15 protein-coding genes are annotated in these 18788 nt (G+C 69.2%); 11 read left to right on the top strand and 4 right to left on the bottom strand.

What is annotated here, in order from left to right; all coding sequences use genetic code 11:
• The first annotated feature begins 129 nt into the window (after positions 1 to 129).
• On the top strand, positions 130 to 1383 hold the full coding sequence (locus tag SPR02S_RS27990; protein ID WP_019060328.1) for a pyroglutamyl-peptidase I: 1254 nt from the start codon (positions 130 to 132) through the stop codon (positions 1381 to 1383).
• On the opposite strand, the gene SPR02S_RS27985 is transcribed toward SPR02S_RS27990, so the two are convergent.
• Both SPR02S_RS27985 and SPR02S_RS27980 read right to left on the bottom strand, forming a co-directional pair.
• A complete protein-coding gene (locus tag SPR02S_RS27985; RefSeq protein ID WP_019060327.1) occupies positions 1369 to 2169 on the bottom strand; it encodes an EI24 domain-containing protein in 801 nt (266 codons plus the stop codon). The genes SPR02S_RS27990 and SPR02S_RS27985 overlap by 15 nt on opposite strands.
• Before the next feature lie 26 nt (positions 2170 to 2195).
• Positions 2196 to 3059, bottom strand: coding sequence for a hypothetical protein (locus tag SPR02S_RS27980; RefSeq protein ID WP_026150925.1), 864 nt, complete (start codon positions 3057 to 3059; stop codon positions 2196 to 2198).
• 214 nt (positions 3060 to 3273) lie between these two features.
• Here SPR02S_RS27980 and SPR02S_RS27975 point away from each other — a divergent pair, with 214 nt between their 5' ends.
• Entirely contained in the window at positions 3274 to 5841 is a 2568-nt protein-coding gene (locus tag SPR02S_RS27975; protein WP_019060325.1) for a M14 family zinc carboxypeptidase, read from the top strand.
• Entirely contained in the window at positions 5838 to 6992 is a 1155-nt protein-coding gene (locus SPR02S_RS27970) for an EstA family serine hydrolase (RefSeq protein WP_019060324.1), read from the top strand. The genes SPR02S_RS27975 and SPR02S_RS27970 overlap by 4 nt, the downstream gene beginning before the upstream one ends.
• 72 nt (positions 6993 to 7064) lie before the next feature.
• On the opposite strand, the gene SPR02S_RS27965 is transcribed toward SPR02S_RS27970, so the two are convergent.
• Positions 7065 to 8063 (bottom strand): NADP-dependent oxidoreductase, encoded by a 999-nt coding sequence (locus SPR02S_RS27965; protein WP_019060323.1) that lies wholly within the window; start codon positions 8061 to 8063, stop codon positions 7065 to 7067.
• 135 nt (positions 8064 to 8198) lie between these two features.
• On the opposite strand from SPR02S_RS27965, the gene SPR02S_RS27960 reads away from it, so the two are divergent.
• Positions 8199 to 8636 (top strand): MarR family winged helix-turn-helix transcriptional regulator, encoded by a 438-nt coding sequence (locus tag SPR02S_RS27960; RefSeq protein WP_019060322.1) that lies wholly within the window; start codon positions 8199 to 8201, stop codon positions 8634 to 8636.
• Between the two features lie 104 nt (positions 8637 to 8740).
• On the opposite strand, the gene SPR02S_RS66470 is transcribed toward SPR02S_RS27960, so the two are convergent.
• Positions 8741 to 9526: an SCO2400 family protein gene (locus SPR02S_RS66470; RefSeq protein ID WP_078623015.1), complete on the bottom strand. Its 786-nt coding sequence runs from the start codon at positions 9524 to 9526 to the stop codon at positions 8741 to 8743.
• A 255-nt stretch (positions 9527 to 9781) separates the two neighbouring features.
• Here SPR02S_RS66470 and SPR02S_RS27945 point away from each other — a divergent pair, with 255 nt between their 5' ends.
• The 7 genes from SPR02S_RS27945 to SPR02S_RS27915 all read left to right on the top strand — a co-directional run bounded on the left by SPR02S_RS27945 (position 9782) and on the right by SPR02S_RS27915 (position 18609).
• A complete protein-coding gene (locus tag SPR02S_RS27945; RefSeq protein WP_019060319.1) occupies positions 9782 to 10939 on the top strand; it encodes a mandelate racemase/muconate lactonizing enzyme family protein in 1158 nt (385 codons plus the stop codon).
• Positions 10936 to 11940 (top strand): zinc-dependent alcohol dehydrogenase, encoded by a 1005-nt coding sequence (locus SPR02S_RS27940; RefSeq protein WP_019060318.1) that lies wholly within the window; start codon positions 10936 to 10938, stop codon positions 11938 to 11940. The genes SPR02S_RS27945 and SPR02S_RS27940 overlap by 4 nt, the downstream gene beginning before the upstream one ends.
• A gap of 121 nt (positions 11941 to 12061) precedes the next feature.
• Positions 12062 to 13036: a hypothetical protein gene (locus SPR02S_RS27935; protein WP_019060317.1), complete on the top strand. Its 975-nt coding sequence runs from the start codon at positions 12062 to 12064 to the stop codon at positions 13034 to 13036.
• A gap of 390 nt (positions 13037 to 13426) precedes the next feature.
• Positions 13427 to 14539, top strand: a complete 1113-nt coding sequence (gene chvE, locus SPR02S_RS27930; RefSeq protein WP_019060316.1) for a multiple monosaccharide ABC transporter substrate-binding protein — start codon at positions 13427 to 13429, stop codon at positions 14537 to 14539.
• A gap of 47 nt (positions 14540 to 14586) precedes the next feature.
• Entirely contained in the window at positions 14587 to 16137 is a 1551-nt protein-coding gene (gene mmsA, locus SPR02S_RS27925; protein WP_019060315.1) for a multiple monosaccharide ABC transporter ATP-binding protein, read from the top strand.
• Positions 16134 to 17378 carry a multiple monosaccharide ABC transporter permease gene (gene mmsB / locus SPR02S_RS27920; protein ID WP_019060314.1) on the top strand — a complete coding sequence of 415 codons (1245 nt, stop codon included), beginning with the start codon at positions 16134 to 16136 and terminating at the stop codon, positions 17376 to 17378. Before mmsA ends, mmsB begins: the two co-directional genes overlap by 4 nt.
• 76 nt (positions 17379 to 17454) lie before the next feature.
• On the top strand, positions 17455 to 18609 hold the full coding sequence (locus SPR02S_RS27915) for an aldose epimerase family protein (RefSeq protein ID WP_019060313.1): 1155 nt from the start codon (positions 17455 to 17457) through the stop codon (positions 18607 to 18609).
• Positions 18610 to 18788 lie beyond the last annotated feature (179 nt).

Below are 18788 nucleotides of genomic sequence, written 5' to 3'. Positions count from 1 at the left end.
GGTCCCAGGTGGGCGGAGATCCCGTGGCCCGGGTCGGACGATGGCGTACGCCGCCTCCGTCACGCGATACTGCCGCCGTCCCACATGCACCAGCCACGCTCCCCACGGCGACGGAAGGTTCCAACTCCCTTGACATCCATACGCGTTCGCACCGGCTTCCTCGGGCTGGCCCTGCTGGCGGGTTTCTCCGCCCCCAGTACCGGGGCGGCGGCCGAGACCGCTCTGTCCCCGACCGTCGAGGAGCAACGGCTCGACAAGGCGGTCCCGCGGGAGATCCTCGAACACTCCGGATTCGACACCGTGGCCCCGGAGTTCACCCACGCGCTCGAAGCCGCGCACAGTTACGCGCAGGCCCGCCGCGTCGTCGTACGCGAGGGAACCGCGTTGTGGCGGCGGGCGGTCGACCGGGCGCAGGGGCGGGGGCCGGCCGGTGGGGATCTCAGCCGGGACGACGATCGGCCGTTGTACTGGGCCCGGTTGGGGATGACCCGGGAAGTGCGGGGCTGGGAGCCGGAGTTCGGGATCAGCGAGGCTCAACGGAACGCGCTGCTCTCCGAGTTGGAGACGGCCTCGCGTGGGCAGAGCAGTATTCGGTATCCGCAGGAGAAGGGGCTGAAGCGGATTCTCGTGACCGGGTTCGACCCGTTCACGCTCGACGCGGACATCCGGATCTCCAACCCGTCCGGGGCCACCGCGCTCGCGCTCGACGGCACGGTGATCCGGACGGCGGACGGGCCGGCGCGGATCGAGACGGCCATGTTCCCGGTGCGGTGGGCCGACTTCGCGGAGGGGACCGTGGAGCGGGCGTTGCGGCCGTATCTGCCGAAGGTGGATCTGTTCACGACGGTGAGTCAGGGGCGGGTCGGCCGGTTCGACGTCGAGCGGACCAACGGGGCCTGGCGGGGCGGCTATCCGGACAACGACAAGGTGTCGCGGACGGAGACGGTCCCTGTCGCCGACCCTGCCTCGCAGCCTCAGTGGACGTCGACCACCTTGCCGTACAAGGACATTGTGGCCGCGAACACCGGGCGTTTCCCCGTCTACGACCACACCGAGGTGACGGAGATTCCGGCGGGCGGGACCGTTCCCGTCGTGCGGGCGGACGGGCCGACCTCGGGGTCCACGGCCCGTGCCGGGGGTGGCGGCAACTATCTCTCCAACGAGATCGCGTACCGCGCCACGCTGCTACGGGATCGGCTCGGGCTGCACGATTCGTTGCCGGGTGGACATATCCATACGCCGGTACTGCAGTTCGGGGCGGGGAACACGGACCCGGCGACGGGGGCGATCACTGATCCGGAGTTCGTGCGGAACCGGGTGGACATCATCGCGCAGGTCAGGGCGATGGTGACGGTGGCTGTGAACGCCTCACTCGCCAACTGACGCCGGCCCGACTTCCGTGTCCCCCTCCTGATCCCCCTCGGTCTCCTCCCCCAACAGCTCCCGCGCCATCATCGTCGCCCCCGCCACCGCCCCCGGCATCAGGAACACCGCGACGAACGGGACCAGGAAGGACAGGCCGAGGGGGGTGCCGAAGCCCCAGATGAGGGTTTTGCGGGAGCGGAGGAGGGTGAGGCGGGCGCGGAGGTCGATGCCTCGGCGTTGGAGGGCGACCGCCGTCAGCTCCTCCGTGAGGAAGAAGCCCGTGACGAAGAAGCCGATCACCGGGATGAACGTCTGGCCGATGAACGGGACGAAGCCCAGGGCGAAGAGCAGGATGCCCCACAGCACCGCGCGGGCCAGGATGCGGAGGCTGTCGCGGGCCGAGATCCACAGTTCGCGCCAGAGGGGGAGGCCCGACTCGGGGGCCGTGCCGTCCGGGGAGACGTCCCGGTCGACCTTCTCGGAGAGGGTCTCGTAGAAGGGCTGCCCTATGAGGAGGGTGACGGCCGTGAAGGTCAACACCGAGAGAAGTAGGGCGAGTACGAACAGGACCGCCGTGAGGAAGCCGCGGAACAGGCCCTGCCACGGGCTCGACCAGTCGTCCGCGAAGGGGGTCGCCCAGGTGACGAAGTCCTCGCCCCAGAGCGCCAACGCGACCAGTGCCGCCACGTAGAGGACCAACGTGATCAGGCCGGGGATCAGCCCGAAGCCGTAGTGCCTCCCGTGCCGGGCCATCCAGCGCTGGCCCTTCAGGAGATAGCTGAATCCCGCGCCAAGATCATGCATGGGGTGAACTTTACTCAGCGTCAGTGCTATGTGGTCGACACCGCCACCACGACTCCCTGATCCGCCGTCGGAGACACCGCCGCCGTCACCCGTACCGCGGTCGCCCGGGCCACCCGGCCCGCGCGGGAGGTTGCCGCGAGGAGGGTCGGCTGAACGCGTTCCAGGGCGGAGAGCAGGAGTTCCTCGCCCGCGACCAGCATCGGGGCGGTCGCCTTCGTGGTGGCCGCCGCGGCCTCCGTGAGGTCGGCGAGGGGTGGGAGGGTGGCCCGGAGGATGCTCCCGCCCGCGCTCGCCGCCCGTTGTGCGAGGGCGACCTGGAACGGCAGCAGCGGAGCCAGCGCCGCCGTCAACGCCTCTGCCACGCGCCGGAGTTCGGGGGACGCGTCGGCCAGGGTGTCGGCCAGCGCGCGGATCAGCGGGGTCAGGGCCAGCAGTACGCCCGCCGCCACACCGGCCGCCGCGGGCAGCAGCGGGGAGGCCGCCTCGACCAGGTCGCCGAGTGCCGTGGTGAATTCCTCGACCGCCGGTTCCACCGCGTCCAGGACGGGCAGCAGGCTGTCGCCGAGGACGGTCAGCAGTGCCTGGGCCGGTGCGCTCACCGGGTGTACGGCCAGCGGGGCGCCGGTCGTGCCGAGTCGGGTCAGGGTGTCGACAATGCGGTAGAACGCCTCCTGGGCCTGCGGCGACGCGCTCGCCTCGGCCAGTTCGGCGGTGGTCTCGCGCAGCACCCGTAGCGCCTCCGCGCCCGAACCGTCGCGCGGATCAAGGGTGTTGATCGCGATTCTGGTGATGTTCCCGGCCGTGTCCAGGAGTTGGCCGGTGATGTCGGTGGTGCTGCGTGCCATCCGCAGTACCTCGTCCCTGCTGGGGAGCGAAGGAATCGTTGCCATGGGACCTGGGACCTCCTCGCCGTACGCAGCATGCACAACCCGTCGCGCCCGCTGCCCGGTACCGGTACCGGTGACCTCTGCTCAGCATGCCCCCTTCCCGGCCCCGTGAATGCGCCATACGGGGCATCGACGACACCGACAACTTCCTGTTCACCGTTGAGTCGAAAAGGTGCGGCTCGCCGTACCGATCTCTGGAACCAAAGAGGAGGTACGCGTGCGCACCATTGCCAGAGCCGTCCCCCCGAGACCCGTTCTGATCGCCGCCGTCGCCCTGACCACCGCCGCCGGTTCGCTCCTGCTCTCCCCTCGCGTCGCGGGCGCCGACCCCCGCCCCGCCACCCGCGAGGGTTCCGCCCCCGACCGGAGCGCCGCCCGCGCCCCGGCCGCCGCCGCCCGCCGCGCCCTCACCGCCACCGTCCCCCGCGCCGATCCCCGCCTCGGCTATCCCCGCCGACAGGTCCTCTCCCCCGACCCCGCGAACCCCGCCGACACCTCCCTCAAGCTCGGCCTGACCCCGTACGACGCCCTCGCCCCGCGCCTGAACGCCCTTCAGCGGCTGGGTGACCGGGTGAGTGTCGAGGTCGCGGGCGTCTCGGCCGGCGGGCACCGGCTCTACCTCGTCACGGTCACCGCCCCGGAGACCGCCGACCAGGCCACCGCCCAGGAACGGATGCGCGAGCTCATCGAGAACGCGCCCGCCACCGCCGCCAAGTCCCGGGAGATCAAGGCCGGTTACAAGACCCCGGTCCTCTTCGACAACAACATCCACGGCGACGAACGCGAGGGCACCGACGCCTCCCTCGATCTCATCTCCCAGCTCGCCACCTCCAACGACGCCCAGACCAAAGACCTGTTGGCGCACAGCCGCCTCTACTTCAACATCACCGCGAACCCCGACGGCCGGATCGCCGGCACCCGCGCGAACGCCAACGGCTTCGATCTGAACCGGGACTTGATCACCGCCTCGCAGCCCGAGACCCGCGCGATCCGCGCGCTCACGATCGACAAACAGCCCGCCGTCCTGCTCGACCTGCACGGTTACGTCAACGGCACCCTCATCGAGCCGACCACGCCCCCGCACGGCGAGAACTACGAGTACGACCTCTTCCTCAAGAACACCTACGCCAACGCCCTCGGCATGGAGTCCGCCGTCAACGGCCTCGGTCACACACCGGCCAAGGACGGCGTCGAGCCCGTCCACATCCCCTTCCGGGACCAGGCGGAGGGCTGGGACGACTGGCCCCCGGTCTTCACCCCGCAGTACGCGGCCTTCCAGGGCGCGGTCGCCGCCCACACCGTCGAGATCCCGCTCCAGGTCAACAATTCGGCCTACGACACCCTCCCCACCACCGAGCTCCGCCGCCGCGCCGCGATCAACGTGGCCGTCGCGGGCGCCGCCATGCGCGCGACCCTCAACTTCGCCCGGTCCCACCGGACTTCACTCATCGCCGACCAGATCGAGATGTTCCGGCGGGGCGCGGCGGGCGCCGAGCAAGTGCCGATGTCGGCGCGGACCGTCCCGGGCGTCACGGGCATCGGCCCCGAGGACGTCTACACGACCGAATTCCCCCGCGCCTACACCATTGGAGCCGACACGGCGGGCGCCCGCCTCGTCGCCCATCTCCTCGCCAACGACGTCCGCGTGCTACGCGCGGCGACCGGCCCGTACGTCGTCGACATGCACCAGCCCAAACGGGGCCTGGCGAACGCCCTGTTGGCCGACGGCCGTGACATCAGCGACAAGGTGACGGCCATGTACGACATCTCGGCGTGGAGCCTGGGCCGCTTGTGGGGCGCCACGGTCGAGGCCGTAACCACCCTCCCCGGCACCGCACTTGCCGCCATCACCGCCCCCTCCCCCGCCGCCCGGGTCGCCCCGCACGGCGACCTGCGCCTGCGCCTCACCGACCCGGCCGAGTTCGCCGCCCTCAACTCCCTTCTCCGGCAAGGGATTCCGGTACGCCGGGCAGCGGACGGCAGCGCGCTCGTGCCGGAGTCGGCGCGAGCGAAGGCGACCGAGGCGGCCGGTGAGTACGACGTGGCCCTCGACGCGACACCCCTCACCGGCACCGGCACCGGCACCGGCACCACCGCCCTCCACCCCGTCCGTGTCGCCGCCGCCGTCACCGCGGGCGAACTGTTCGCGCTACGGGAGATGGGCTTCGACATCACGCCCGTGTCGACGGACATCCTGAACGCCGGGTTCGACTGGTCGAAGGCGGACGTGCTGTTCGTGTCGGCGGGCTTGGACCACGACGACCTCACCCCAGCCGCCCGCACCGCCCTCGGCACCTTCCTCTCCACCGGCCACGGACTCGTCGGCCGGGGCGTCACCGGCGCGGCCCTCGGCTCGGCGGCCGGGCTGCTGACGGCGACACCCGTCGAGGGCAACGAGGAGGCCAACGGCGTTGTGCGCGTGGTGAATTCAGGACCCGTCACGCTCGGCGCACCGGCCTACGGCTTCGTGTACGCGCCGGTGTGGTTCACCGAACTCGGCCCCACGGTCCGCGTCGAGCAGTCGTACGCGACCGGGAATCCTCTCCTCGCCGGGCACTGGCGGGCGCTGGACGACGGAACCGGCGGTCCGGCCGCCGCGGCAGGGCGGCCCTCGATCGTCAGTGGTCCGCACGCCGTCCTGTTCGGTACGGAGCCCCTCTTCCGGGATCATCCCAAGGGGGAACTCCCGCAGGTCGGACGGGCGTTGTTCACCATGGCACACACGTACGACGGCACACGAGCGATGGCACACGCGAGCAGCGGATCAGTCGAGGAGAGCAGATGACCCAGGAGATCCACGGCACCGTAGCCGACGGCTTCGAGGCGGTGCGGGAGGAGTTCGCCGCGGTCGTGGCGGTCGAACGCGCCGATTACGAGGGCCAGTTGTGTGCGTACGTACACGGACGGCGGGTCGTCGACCTGTGGGCGGGACCACCCGGTACCGACGGCGACTCGCTCTATGGCGTGTTCTCGTCCACGAAGGGCGCCGCGCATCTCGTGGTGGCGCTGCTCGTGCAGGACGGCACGCTGGAGCTGGACCGCAAAGTGACGTACTACTGGCCGGAGTTCGCGTCCGAGGGCAAGGGCGCGCTGACACTGCGCGAGCTGCTCGCGCACCGGGCGGGGCTGGTCGGCACGGACACCGGGTTCACGCTCGACGAACTGGCCGACGACCGCGCGGTCGCCGAACGCCTCGCCGACCAGCGGCCGTTCTGGCGCCCGGGCACGGCCTTCGGCTATCACGCCCTGGTGATCGGCGCGTTGACCGGCGAGATCGTACGGCGGGCCACGGGGCGTTCGCTCCGGGAGGTGCACGAGGAGAGAGTGCGGGCGCCGTACGGGCTGGACTTCTTCCTCGGGCTGCCGGCGGCGCACGAGCCCCGATTCCGCACCGTCCAGCCGCAGTTGCTGACCCCGGAGCAGGAGGCCGAGCGTGCGGCGGAGCCGGCCGGGCCGCACAGTCTCGTCGCGATCGCGTTCAACGAGCACGCGGCGCAGCCGACCGTCCTGGAGTCGCTGCCGAACGAGCGGGTGATCCGGGCGAAGGGTCCCGCGTCGGTCGGCGGGGTGGCGTCGGCGCGTGGCCTTGCCGGGCTGTACGCGGCGGCGATCAGCGAGGTCGACGACCGGGCCGCGCTGTTGAAGCCGGACACGGCGGCGGAGTTCGGGCAGCTGCACTCCGTCGGGTACGACGTGGTGACCGGCACGCACCGGGCGTACGGCCTGGGTTTCCAGGCGATCGCGGACGCCTGGTACCCGTTCCTGGGCGCCGGCACGATCGGCCACAGCGGCGCGGCCGGCTCCCAGGCCTTCGCGGACCCCCGCAGCGGCCTGGCCTACGGCTACACCCGGCGCCGCTTCGCCTTCCCGGGCGGCGCGGCCCTGGAGAACGAGGGGTTGGTACGGGCGGTGCACAGCGCGGCGCTGGCTCAGTGACATCCGCTCGGTGACGAACGGAGGCCGCACCCCACGTCCAGGGGTGCGGCCTCGTCGTAGAAACGTCTTGCGTCAGAGCTTGACGATCATCTTCCCCGTGTTGTCCCCCCGCAGCTGCCCGAGGAACGCCTCCAGGTTGTTCTCGATGCCCTCGACGACCGTCTCGCGGTACTTCAGCTCGCCGGACGCGACCCACGCGCCGACCTCCTGAACGAACTGCGGCTGGAGGTCGTAGTGGTCGCCGACGAGGAAGCCCTCGATGCGGCCGCGGGTCTGGATGAGGCGGCCGAGGTTCTTCGGGCCGGGGGTGGGCTCGGTGTTGTTGTAGACCGAGATCATGCCGCAGATCGCGATGCGGCCGCGCTCGTTCAGGGAGCCGATCGCCGCTTCCAAGTGGTCGCCGCCGACGTTGTCGAAGTAGACGTCGACGCCGTCCGGGGCGGCCTCGCGCAGCTGCTTGCCGACCGGGCCGTTCTTGTAGTTGAAGGCCGCGTCGAAGCCGTACTCCTCGACGAGGAGCTTGACCTTCTCGTCGGAACCGGCGGAACCGATGACCCGGGAGGCGCCCTTGAGCTTGGCGATCTGGCCGACCTGGCTGCCCACGGCACCCGCGGCGCCGGAGACGAAGACCGAGTCGCCCTCCTTGAAGGACGCGGTGCGCAGCAGACCGGCGTAGGCGGTGAGGCCGGTCATGCCGAGGACGCCGAGGTAGGTGGAGAGCGGGGCGAGGTCGGGGTCGACCTTGACGGCGCCCTTGGCGTCGATGGTCGCGTACTCGCGCCAGCCGCCGAAGTGCAGCACGTGGTCGCCGGGTGCGAAGCCCTCGGCGTTCGACTCGACGATCTCGCCGACCGCGCCGCCCTGCATGACCTTGCCGAGCTCGAAGGGGGCGGTGTACGACTTGGCGGCGCTCATGCGGCCGCGCATGTACGGGTCGACCGACAGGTACTTGTTCCGCACCAGCACCTGGCCCTCGGCCGGGGCCCGGGTCTCGGTCTCCACCAGGGCGAAGTCCTCGGGCTTCGGCCAGCCGACCGGGCGGCTGAGCAGGTGCCATTCGCGGTTGATCATCACAAGCGCCTTTCGTAGTGCAGGGGGCCGTGCGGGGTGGTTCGCATGGTTCGCATACTGCCAAATACTTCAGTACCTGAAACAACCATGCTCCTGAATATTTCATGATGTCAAGTAACGGGGTACTCTGAGTCCATGGCCACACCCGAAAAGACGCGCCGCTCCGACCCCGTAACCGTGGAGGTCGTCGAGTTGATCGGCGATGTCGTGGCGCGGTTCTACGCGGACTACGAGGAGGCGGCCGGCGACCACCGGCTGACCGGCGCGCAGGCCAGGCTGCTCAGCCTGCTGTCCCTGGAGCCGCTGCCGATGCGCAAGCTGGCGCTGAAGCTGAAGTGCGAGCCGTCGAACGTCACCGGGATCGTGGACCGGCTGGAGACCCGCGGCCTGGTGGAGCGCCGCCCCGACCCCGCCGACCGGCGCGTGAAGCTCGCGGCGGCCACGGAGGAGGGGCGCCGGGTGGCCCGTAGCCTGCGGGAGTCGTTGCGGTTCGCCCGCGAGCCGCTGGCCGGACTGTCGGACGAGGAGCGGCTGGCGTTGCGCGGGTTGCTACGGCGGATGCTGGAAGTCTGAGCCGAGCCGCCCCACCTGCGTCCGAGCCGAGCCACCCACGGGCGTCCGAGCCGAGCGGCTCAGCAGCACCACTCAGACCCTAGGAACGCAGCACCACTCAGACCCTAGGAACACCACCACAGGATCTGCTTGCAGGTTTCCGAGGGCGACGGTGTCGGGCTCGGGTCGGAGGACGGCGGGTCCGAGGACGGGGTGGTCGCCGGGTCCGTCGAGGACGTCGACGCGGGGGACGTGGCGCCGCCACTGCCTGCCGTCGGGGTGTCCGACTCCTCGGGGTCCTTTGTTTCCTTCGCGGACTTCGACGGCGACGCGGACGGGGATGCCGACGCGTCCGGAGATCCCGTACCCGCGCTGGTTCCGACGGTCTTGGTGACGTCCAGCGGCTCCGCGGTCTGGCTGGCCTCCGCGTCCGCCCCGCCCTCCGCCGACGCACCCGGCGCCGCGGACTTCTGGTTGGAGAACGGCGCGTCCGTGCCCAGCTCCGCCAGGCTCAGGCCGCCCGCCGCCAGTAGGAAACCGGCCGTTATGAGGAGCACCCGGCGCCGCCGTCGACGGTGAGCCGCGGCCTTGCGATCGCGACGACTCCCGCCCGCCGTACCGGCGCCCGCGCCCTCGATGGCGTCGTCGCCGTCATCGTCGAAGTCACCGCTGCCGCTGTGACTGCCGACCCGCCCGCGCCCACGGCTCTTCCGCCGCGCGGCACGCCCCTGGGGCTCGCCGTTCTCGGCGTCTTCGTCGCGCCCGGCATCGGGTGCGTCCGCCTGCGGGCGCGCGTCAACTGAGCGCGCGTGGGCCTGAGTTGGTTCGACCGGCGCTTCGGCTGATGCGCCGCACCCCGGGCACGCGAGGGCGCCGTTCAGGTGCCGGCCGCAGGGGTGGCAGTAGTCCATGACGCGGGAAGACTAAGTTCCTCGCAGGTAACGTTCATAGGCACGCCTGTGAAAGTTGTGTGGGGACGCGGCGGGAAACGACAAGAACCGGCACGAACCGGCGCGGCCGATCGGTATGCCGATCACACCCCTTGCCGAAACCGTTACATGTTCGACCCATTGACACCCCCGCCCCGGCGTCCTTACTGTCTGCCCAGCATTTCGAACGTGAGCCGAAATTTCGAACAGCACTGAAGAGCACAGGGGGCAGCTGCCGTGCGCATCACGGGAATCAGTACGCACGTGGTCGGGACGCCATGGCGCAATCTGACGTACGTCCAAGTGCACACCGACGAGGGCGTCACCGGCGTCGGCGAGACCCGGATGCTGGGCCACACCGACGCGCTGATCGGTTACCTGCGCGAGGCCGAGGCAAACCACATTCTCGGCTCCGACCCGTTCGCCGTGGAAGACCTCGTACGCCGGATGAAGTACGGCGACTACGGGCGCGCGGGTGAAATCGTCATGTCCGGCATCGCCGTGATCGAGATGGCGTGCTGGGACATCAAGGGCAAGGCCCTCGGCGTGCCGGTGTGGCAGCTGCTCGGCGGCAAGGTCACCGACAAGGTGAAGGCGTACGCCAACGGCTGGTACACCACCGAGCGGACCCCGGAGGCCTATCACAAGGCCGCCCAGGGGGTCATGGAGCGCGGTTACAAGGCCCTGAAGATCGACCCCTTCGGCACCGGGCACTTCGAACTCGACCACGCGCAGACCCTGTACGCCGTCTCCCTCATCGAGGCCGTGCGGGACGCGATCGGTCCGGACGCCGAGCTGATGCTGGAGATGCATGGCCGGTTCTCGCCCTCCACCGCCGTACGGCTGGCGAACGAACTCGCGCAGTTCAAGCCCGCGTGGCTGGAGGAGCCGGTTCCGCCGGAGAACCTGAAGGCGCTGGAGAAGGTCGCCGCCAAGGTGGACATCCCGGTCGCCACGGGTGAGCGCATCCACGACCGGATCGAGTTCCGGGAGCTGTTCGAGAGCCAGGCCGTCGACATCATCCAGCCCGACGTCGGTCATATCGGCGGCATTTGGGAGACGCGGAAGCTGGCCGCGACCGCCGAGGCGCACTACGTCCTCGTCGCCCCGCACAACGTCGGCGGGCCGGTGCTGACCGCCGCCTCGCTCCAAGTCGGCTTCTCCTCGCCGAACTTCAAGATCCTGGAGCACTTCAACGACTTCGCGGACGCGGAGATCAAGAAGGTCGTCAAGGGTGCGCCCGAGGTCATCGACGGCTACTTCCACCTCTCCGACGCGCCCGGTCTCGGCGTCGAGCTGGACACCGACGCGGCGGCCGAATTCCCGCAGCAGCAGGCCCGGTTCGACCTCTGGGCGGACGGCTGGGAGCAGCGCAAGCCGAAGGGCGCGAAGTGAGCACGGCGGTCGTCATCGCGGCACCGGGCGAGCACCGGCTGGCCGCGCACGAGCCGCGGCAGCCGGACGCGGGCGAGGCGCTGGTACGCGTCCACGCGGTCGGCATCTGCGGCAGCGACCGCGAGGTGTACCAGGGCAACAGGCCCGAGGGCTACGTCCGTTACCCCCTCACCCCGGGTCACGAGTGGTCCGGCACGGTGGACGCGGTCGGCGCCGGGGTGCCGTCAACGCTGGTCGGCCGCAAGGTCGTTGGCGAGGGTTTCCGCAACTGCCAGGTCTGCGACCGCTGTCACGCGGGCGAGACGACGTTGTGCACGGCGGGCTACGAGGAGACCGGCTTCACCCAGCCCGGGGCGATGGCCACCACCCTCACCCTCCCGGCCCGGCTCCTCCATGTCCTCCCGGACGAGGCCGACTTGACGGCGGCGGCGCTGCTGGAGCCGGCGGCCTGTATCGCGGCGGCGGCGCTGAAGGCGAACGCGCGGCCGGGTGAGCGGGTCGCGGTGGTCGGTACCGGCACGCTCGGGATGTTCGCGGTGCAGTTCCTGAAGGCGGGCTCCCCCGCCGAGTTGCTCGTGGTGGGTTCGCGCCCGGACCGGGCGGCTCTGTCGGAGCAGTTCGGTGCCACGGACTTCCGTACCAAGCACGAACCCCTCCCGGACGACTTCGACGTGGTGATCGAGACCGCCGGTTCCGCGGACGCGGCCCGTACGGCCGCCTCGCTGCTCCGGCGCGGTGGCCGTCTGGTCCTCACGGGCATCCCGGCGCCGGGCGCCGAGGGCCTGGACCCCACCGATCTCGTCGTACGGCAGCTGGAGGTGCACACCGTCTTCGGGGCACCGCCGGACGCCTGGGCGCACACCGTGCGGGTGTTCGGGGCGGGCTTGCTCGATCCGCTTCCCCTGGTCACCCATGAGCTGCCGCTCGCCGAGTTCCCGCAGGCCATCGAGCTGGTGGGGTCCGGCGATCCCAAGGTCGGCAAGGTGCTGCTACGGCCGTAGGAAACCCCAGCCGTGCGCCGGCACGGGGTGTCCTGACCACCCCGTGCCGGCGTACCACCAGAGTCTTTTTCTACCCCGAGCCGCGAACCTCGTCCGAAATACCGAACACGAAGGACAGCAAGTGACCGACACCGCCACGGCAGCCCGCAGGCCCGGGGAGCAGGCCCTCTCCGCGCTCGGCCTGGGCGCGCCCGCCCTCGACCCCGCCGACGCCTCCACCCACACCTTCCCGGACGGCGGTCGCTGGCGCACCGAGATCCCCTCGTGCGAGGGGCCCGAGGCGCTGGCGGTCATCCTCAAGGAGTCCTCGCGCCTCGACGTGCCGATCCACCGGATCAGCCAGGGCAGCGGGGTGTGGATGCTGACCGACGCCGAGATCACCGAGATGGTCGAGGCCAGCGCCGAACGCGACATCGAGCTGTGCCTGTTCACCGGTCCGCGCGGGACGTGGGACATCGGCGGGTCGGTGCGCTCCGACTCGCGTGGTGGTGGGCTGCGTGCCCGGGGTCATGACGCGGTCGCCGGGTGCATCGAAGACGCCGTGCGGGCAACGGAGTTGGGCGTCAAGTGCCTGCTTGTCGCCGACGAGGGTGTGCTGTGGACGTTGCACCGGGCGCGAGTGGCCGGGATCATTCCGGCCGACACGACGCTCAAGGTCTCCGCGCTGATCGGTCCGGTCAACCCGGCGGCGTACGCGGTGTACGAGAAGCTCGGCGCGGACTCGCTGAACGTGCCGAGCGACTTGACGCTGGATCACTTGACGGAGATCCGGCGGGTGTCGGCGGCCCCCATGGACATGTACATCGAGGCGCCGGACGACCTCGGTGGCTACATCCGGATGTACGAGGTCGCGGAGTTGATCCGCCGCGGCGCTCCGCTGTACCTGAAGTTCGGCCTCTCCAAGGCCCCCGGTATCTACCCGTGGGGCACCCACCTGCGGGACGTCACCCTGGACACGGCGCGTGAGCGGGTCCGTCGGGGGCGGCTGGCCCTCGACCTGCTCGCGAGGCACGGCGCGGACGTCGACATGGCGGCCCTTGGTACGAGGTTGCCGGGGACTCTCAACCGTTTCCCCGCAGAGAGTGCCACTGACTGACCGATGGGGTCTGCGGGTCCGGCTGTGGCTGGTCGCGCAGTTCCCCGCGCCCCTAAAAAACCCGGGCCAGCGCGTTTGAGCGGCGCGGGGGTGCGGGTCACCTGGAAACGGGGCCCGCTTCCGAAGGGGCGCGGGGAACTGCGCGACCAGCCCCCACCGGCCCGCACCACACAACACAACCCGCACCACCAAAGCCCGCACCACCCGCACCTCTTCAGCACAGGCCCGCTTCCGAAGGGGCGCGGGGAACTGCGCGACCAGCCCCCCACCGGCCCGCACCACACAATGCAACCAGCACCACGCAAGCCCCGCACCAACGAACCCCGCACCCTGAACCACCCCCCACGCCCGCTGCACCTCTCAACGACGAGAAGAATGAGGCCAGTTCACATGCGCATCCGTAGAAGTCGCGCCCTCCCCCTCATAGCCGGCGCCGCCACCCTCGCGCTGACCCTGTCCGCGTGCGGACAGAGCGGTTCGGGCGGCAGCAAGGAGAAGGAGACCACCGCCAAGGGCGGCACGATCGGTATCGCGATGCCGACGAAGTCCTCCGCGCGCTGGATCTCCGACGGCAACAACATGGTCAGCGACCTCAAGACCAAGGGCTACAAGACCAAGCTGGTCTACGGCGAGGACGACCCGGACACCCAGGTCTCGCAGATCGAGAACATGATCACCCAGGGCGTCAAGGGCCTGATCATCGCGGCGATCGACAACAAGTCCCTGAACAACGTGCTCCAGGAGGCCGCGGACGCGAAGATCCCGGTCATCGCCTACGACCGCCTCATCCTCGGCACCAAGAACGTCGACTACTACGCGTCCTTCGACAACACGAAGGTCGGTGTCCTCCAGGGCACTTACATCATCGAGAAGCTCGGTCTGGACAAGGGCAAGAAGGGCCCGTTCAACATCGAGCTGTTCGCCGGCTCGAACGACGACAACAACACCAAGTACTTCTTCAACGGCGCGATGAGCGTGCTCCAGCCGTACATCGACAAGAAGATACTGGTCGTCAAGTCCGGGCAGACCGCGCTGAACAAGGTCACCACCCTGCGCTGGGACGGCACCAAGGCGCAGAACCGCATGGAGGACATCCTCACCGGTTCCTACAAGAGCGGCCGGGTCGACGCGGTCCTCTCGCCCTACGACGGCATCTCCATCGGCATCCTGTCCGCGCTGAAGTCGGACAGCTACGGCTCCGCCAGCAAGCCGCTGCCGGTCATCACCGGCCAGGACGCGGAGCTGGCCTCGGTGAAGTCGATCATCGCCGGTGAGCAGACGCAGACCGTCTACAAGGACACCCGCGAGCTCGCCAAGGTCGCCGACACCATGATCGACGACGTGCTCAACAAGAAGACGCCGCAGACCAACGACACCAAGACCTACGACAACGGCACCAAGGTCGTCCCGGCGTATCTGCTGCAGCCGGTGAGCGTGGACAAGACCAACTACGAGGACGTGCTGGTCAAGGGCGGGTACTACACGGACGCGCAACTCAAGTAATTCCGCGGCCCGTTACCCGACCCCACACTTGATTGGAAGGCACGACCATGGCGGGACCCGTCCTGGAAATGCGCTCGATCGTCAAGACCTTTCCCGGTGTCAAAGCGCTGTCGGACGTCACCTTGACGGTCCGTCAGGGCGAGGTCCACGCCATCTGTGGTGAGAACGGCGCCGGGAAGTCCACCCTGATGAAAGTGCTCTCCGGCGTTCATCCGCACGGCAGTTACCAAGGCGACATCCTCTTCGAGGGAGAGGAGTGCCACTTCCGCGACATCCGGGCGAGCGAGCACCGCGGCATCGTCATCATCCACCAGGAGCTGGCGCTGGTGCCGTTCCTCTCCATCGCGGAGAACATCTTCCTCGGCAACGAGCACGCCACGCGCGGGCTCATCAACTGGAACGAGACCCTGCGGCACGGCACCGAACTGCTGCGCCGGGTGGGCCTGAGCGACCACCCGGAGACCCGCGTCGCCGACATCGGCGTGGGCAAGCAGCAGCTGGTGGAGATCGCGAAGGCGCTGTCGAAGAAGGTGAAGCTGCTCATCCTGGATGAGCCGACGGCGGCCCTGAACGACGAGGACAGCGGCAAACTCCTCGATCTCATCCTGGAGTTGAAGAACCAGGGCATCACCTGCATCATCATTTCGCACAAGCTGAACGAGATCCGCAGGGTCGCCGACTCGGTGACGATCCTGCGCGACGGCCGCTCCATCGAGACGCTCGACGTGAAGGCGCCGGAGACGACCGAGGAGCGGATCATCTCCGGCATGGTCGGCCGCGACCTCGACCACCGCTTCCCCGAGCGCACCCCGCACGAGGGCGAGCCCGAGGCGGCACCCGCGCTGGAGATCCGCGGCTGGACCGTGTTCCACCCGATCGACCAGCAGCGCAAGGTAGTTGACGATGTGTCAATAAATGTGCGCAGAGGCGAGATCGTCGGCATCGCCGGACTCATGGGCGCCGGCCGCACCGAACTCGCGATGAGCGTCTTCGGCCGCTCCTACGGCCGTTACGCCGGCGGCACGGTCCTCAAGGACGGGCAGGAGATCCGTACGAAGTCGGTCGCGGAGGCGGTCGGCCACGGCATCGCCTATGTCACCGAGGACCGCAAGCACTACGGCCTCAACCTCATCGACACGATCAACCGGAACATCTCGCTGGCCGCCCTGAACAAGGTCTCCCAGCGCGGAGTCGTCGACGAGCACGAGGAACGGCAGGTCGCCGAGCGGTTCCGCAAGTCCATGAACATCAAGGCACCGACGGTGTTCGAGCCGGTGGGCAAGCTGTCCGGCGGCAACCAGCAGAAGGTCGTCCTCAGCAAGTGGATCTTCGCGGGTCCCGAGGTGCTGATCCTGGACGAGCCCACCCGAGGCATCGACGTGGGCGCCAAGTACGAGATCTACACGGTCATCGACCAACTCGCCGCCGAGGGCAAGGCGGTGGTCTTCATCTCCTCCGAACTGCCGGAGCTGCTCGGCATGTGCGACCGCATCTACACGATGGCGGCGGGCCGGCTGACCGGTGAGGTGCCCCGGGCCGAGGCCACGCAGGAAGTGCTGATGCGCCAGATGACGAAGGACAAAGAGGTAACGCGATGAGCACGGACGTGACCGCCAAGAGCCCGGCCCCCGCGCCACCGGGCAAGAGCGGATCGGCCGCGGGCGGCGGCCTGTTGTGGCTGGTGCTGGACGGCCTGCGGCGCAACATGCGCCAGTACGGCATGCTGATCGCCCTCGGTCTGATCGTGATCCTCTTCGCGGTCTGGACCGGCGGGGACCTGCTGCTGCCGCGCAACGTCTCCAACCTGGTGCTGCAGAACAGCTACATCCTGATCCTCGCCATCGGCATGATGCTGGTCATCATCGCCGGGCACATCGACCTGTCGGTAGGTTCGCTCACCGCGTTCGTGGGCGCCTTCGCGGCCGTCCTGATGGTCAATCACCAGGTGTCGTGGCCCGTCGCGTTGGTGCTGTGCCTGCTGATGGGCGCGGTGGCGGGCTCGGTACAGGGGTTGTTGATCGCCTACGCGGGCATACCGTCGTTCATCGTCACACTCGCCGGCATGCTGCTCTTCCGCGGCCTCACGGAGATCCTCCTCCAGGGCCAGACGCTGGGCCCCTTCCCCAACGGTCTGCAGAAGTTCGGCAACGGCTTCCTGCCCGAGGTCGGCCCGAACACCAACTACCACAACATCACCCTGCTGTTGGGCCTGGCGATGATCGCCGTGGTGGTGTGGCAGGAGTTCCGCGACCGGCGCCGGCAGCAGGAGTTCTCGCTCGACGTGGCGCCGACGAAGCTGTTCCTCCTCAAGCTCGTCGTCATCGTCGCCGCGATCCTCTGGCTCACCATGCTGCTCGCCAGCTACAACGGGGCGCCGATCATCCTGATCGTCCTCGCCGTCCTGGTGGCCGGTTACGGCTATGTGATGCGCAACTCCGTCTTCGGCCGCCACATCTACGCGATCGGCGGCAATCTGCCGGCCGCGAAGCTGTCCGGCGTCAAGGACAAGCGCGTCACCTTCCAGGTGTTCCTGAACATGGGCGTGCTCGCGGCCCTGGCGGGTCTGGTGATCACCGCCCGCCTCAACGCGGCCTCGCCGAAGGCCGGCGACGGCTACGAACTGGAGGCCATCGCCTCCTCGTTCATCGGTGGCGCGTCCATGAGCGGCGGTGTCGGCACCGTCTTCGGCGCCATCATCGGCGGTCTGGTCCTCGGCGTGCTGAACAACGGCATGAACCTCCTCAGCGTCGGCACCGACTGGCAGAAGGTCATCAAGGGCCTCGCCCTGCTGGCCGCGGTCGGCTTCGACGTGTGGAACAAACGCAAGTCCGGTTCGTAACTTCAGCCCGGGCCCCGTCTGTTGACTGTCTTTCGCACAGCACGGCGGGGCCCCTTCCATGTGCAGGAGCCGCTCAATGGAACTGAACAGACGCACGGTCATTGCAGGAGCCGCGGCAGCCGGTATCGCCGCGAGCGCACTCGGTACGGGTACGGCACAGGCAGCCTCGGGAGGCAAGAAGCCCGTGAAGGAACTCTTCGGCACCCTCGCCGACGGGAGCAAGGTCTACCGCTGGTCGCTGGAGAACGGTGGCACCCGGCTCAAGGTGCTGTCGTGGGGCGGAGTCGTCCAGTCCCTGGAACTCCCGGACCGGCACGGCAAGTACGCCAACGTCTCCCTGGGCTTCGACAACATCGCCGACTACGTGGCGAAGACCCCGTACTTCGGCGCGCTGATCGGCCGCTACGGCAACCGCATCGCCAAGGGCCAGTTCACCCTGGACGGCAAGAGCTACCAGGTCTCCGTCAACGACGGGGTCAACAGCCTGCACGGCGGCACCCAGGGCTTCGACAAGCACATCTGGGACGTGGAGGGCTTCACCTCCGGCTCCGACGTCGGCCTGCACCTCTACTACACCAGCGTCGACGGCGAGATGGGCTACCCGGGCACCCTCAAGGTGAAGGTGACGTACACGCTCAACAAGCACGGCGACTGGCGCATCGACTACGAGGCCACCACCGACAAGGCCACGGTCGTCAACCTGACCAGCCACGTCTACTGGAACCTCGCCGGCGAGGGCAGCGGGACGATCGAGAACCACGAGCTCACGATCCCCGCCGCCCGCTACACGCCGACCGACTCGGGGCTGATCCCCACGGGCGAACTGGCCAAGGTCGCCGCCACTCCCTTCGACTTCCGCAAGACGAAGCCGATCGGCCGCGACATCCGGGCCGGACACGTCCAGCAGGTGCAGGCCAAGGGCTTTGACCACAACTGGGCCCTCGACAAGGGCATCACCGCGAAGCCCGAGCATGCCGCGACCCTGCACGACCCGCACTCCGGCCGCACCCTGAAGATCGCCACCGACCAGCCGGGGCTGCAGTTCTACACGGGCAACTTCCTTGACGGCACTCTCACAGGCACCGGCGGCCACACCTACCGCCAGGGCGACGCGCTGTGCCTGGAGACCCAGCACTTCCCGGACTCGCCGAACCACGCGAACTTCCCGTCGACGGTGCTGCGGCCTGGTCAGACGTACAAGACGTCGACGATCCACACGTTCGGCAACTGAAGAGGCACAACCGACGCGTAGTTCGGACCCGGGGTTCCCGAACACACACCATTTTCACATCCGTTGAACAGCGCCACACCCGTCTCCGTACTCATGGGTGGCCCGTGCTCCCCCGCGCGGGCCACCCAAGACGACGGGCCCGGTCGTCCCCGCCGGGCCCGCCTTCATACGGAGGTTCC

Source organism: Streptomyces prunicolor NBRC 13075, from assembly GCF_000367365.1.
GTDB classification, from domain to species: Bacteria; Actinomycetota; Actinomycetes; order Streptomycetales; family Streptomycetaceae; genus Streptomyces; species Streptomyces prunicolor.
Note: the sequence above shows the minus strand (reverse complement) of the source record. Positions and strands in the feature narration are given on the sequence as shown.

Bases quoted from the DNA above. Each gene is read 5' to 3' on its own strand.
- SPR02S_RS27985 (WP_019060327.1), bottom strand. From the start codon at position 2,169: ATGCATGATCTTGGCGCGGGATTCAGCTATCTCCTGAAGGGCCAGCGC.
- SPR02S_RS27980 (WP_026150925.1), bottom strand. From the start codon at position 3,059: ATGGCAACGATTCCTTCGCTCCCCAGCAGGGACGAGGTACTGCGGATG.
- SPR02S_RS27970 (WP_019060324.1), top strand. From the start codon at position 5,838: ATGACCCAGGAGATCCACGGCACCGTAGCCGACGGCTTCGAGGCGGTG.
- SPR02S_RS27965 (WP_019060323.1), bottom strand. From the start codon at position 8,063: ATGATCAACCGCGAATGGCACCTGCTCAGCCGCCCGGTCGGCTGGCCG.
- SPR02S_RS27960 (WP_019060322.1), top strand. From the start codon at position 8,199: ATGGCCACACCCGAAAAGACGCGCCGCTCCGACCCCGTAACCGTGGAG.
- SPR02S_RS66470 (WP_078623015.1), bottom strand. From the start codon at position 9,526: ATGGACTACTGCCACCCCTGCGGCCGGCACCTGAACGGCGCCCTCGCG.
- chvE (WP_019060316.1), top strand. From the start codon at position 13,427: ATGCGCATCCGTAGAAGTCGCGCCCTCCCCCTCATAGCCGGCGCCGCC.
- mmsA (WP_019060315.1), top strand. From the start codon at position 14,587: ATGGCGGGACCCGTCCTGGAAATGCGCTCGATCGTCAAGACCTTTCCC.
- mmsB (WP_019060314.1), top strand. From the start codon at position 16,134: ATGAGCACGGACGTGACCGCCAAGAGCCCGGCCCCCGCGCCACCGGGC.
- SPR02S_RS27915 (WP_019060313.1), top strand. From the start codon at position 17,455: ATGGAACTGAACAGACGCACGGTCATTGCAGGAGCCGCGGCAGCCGGT.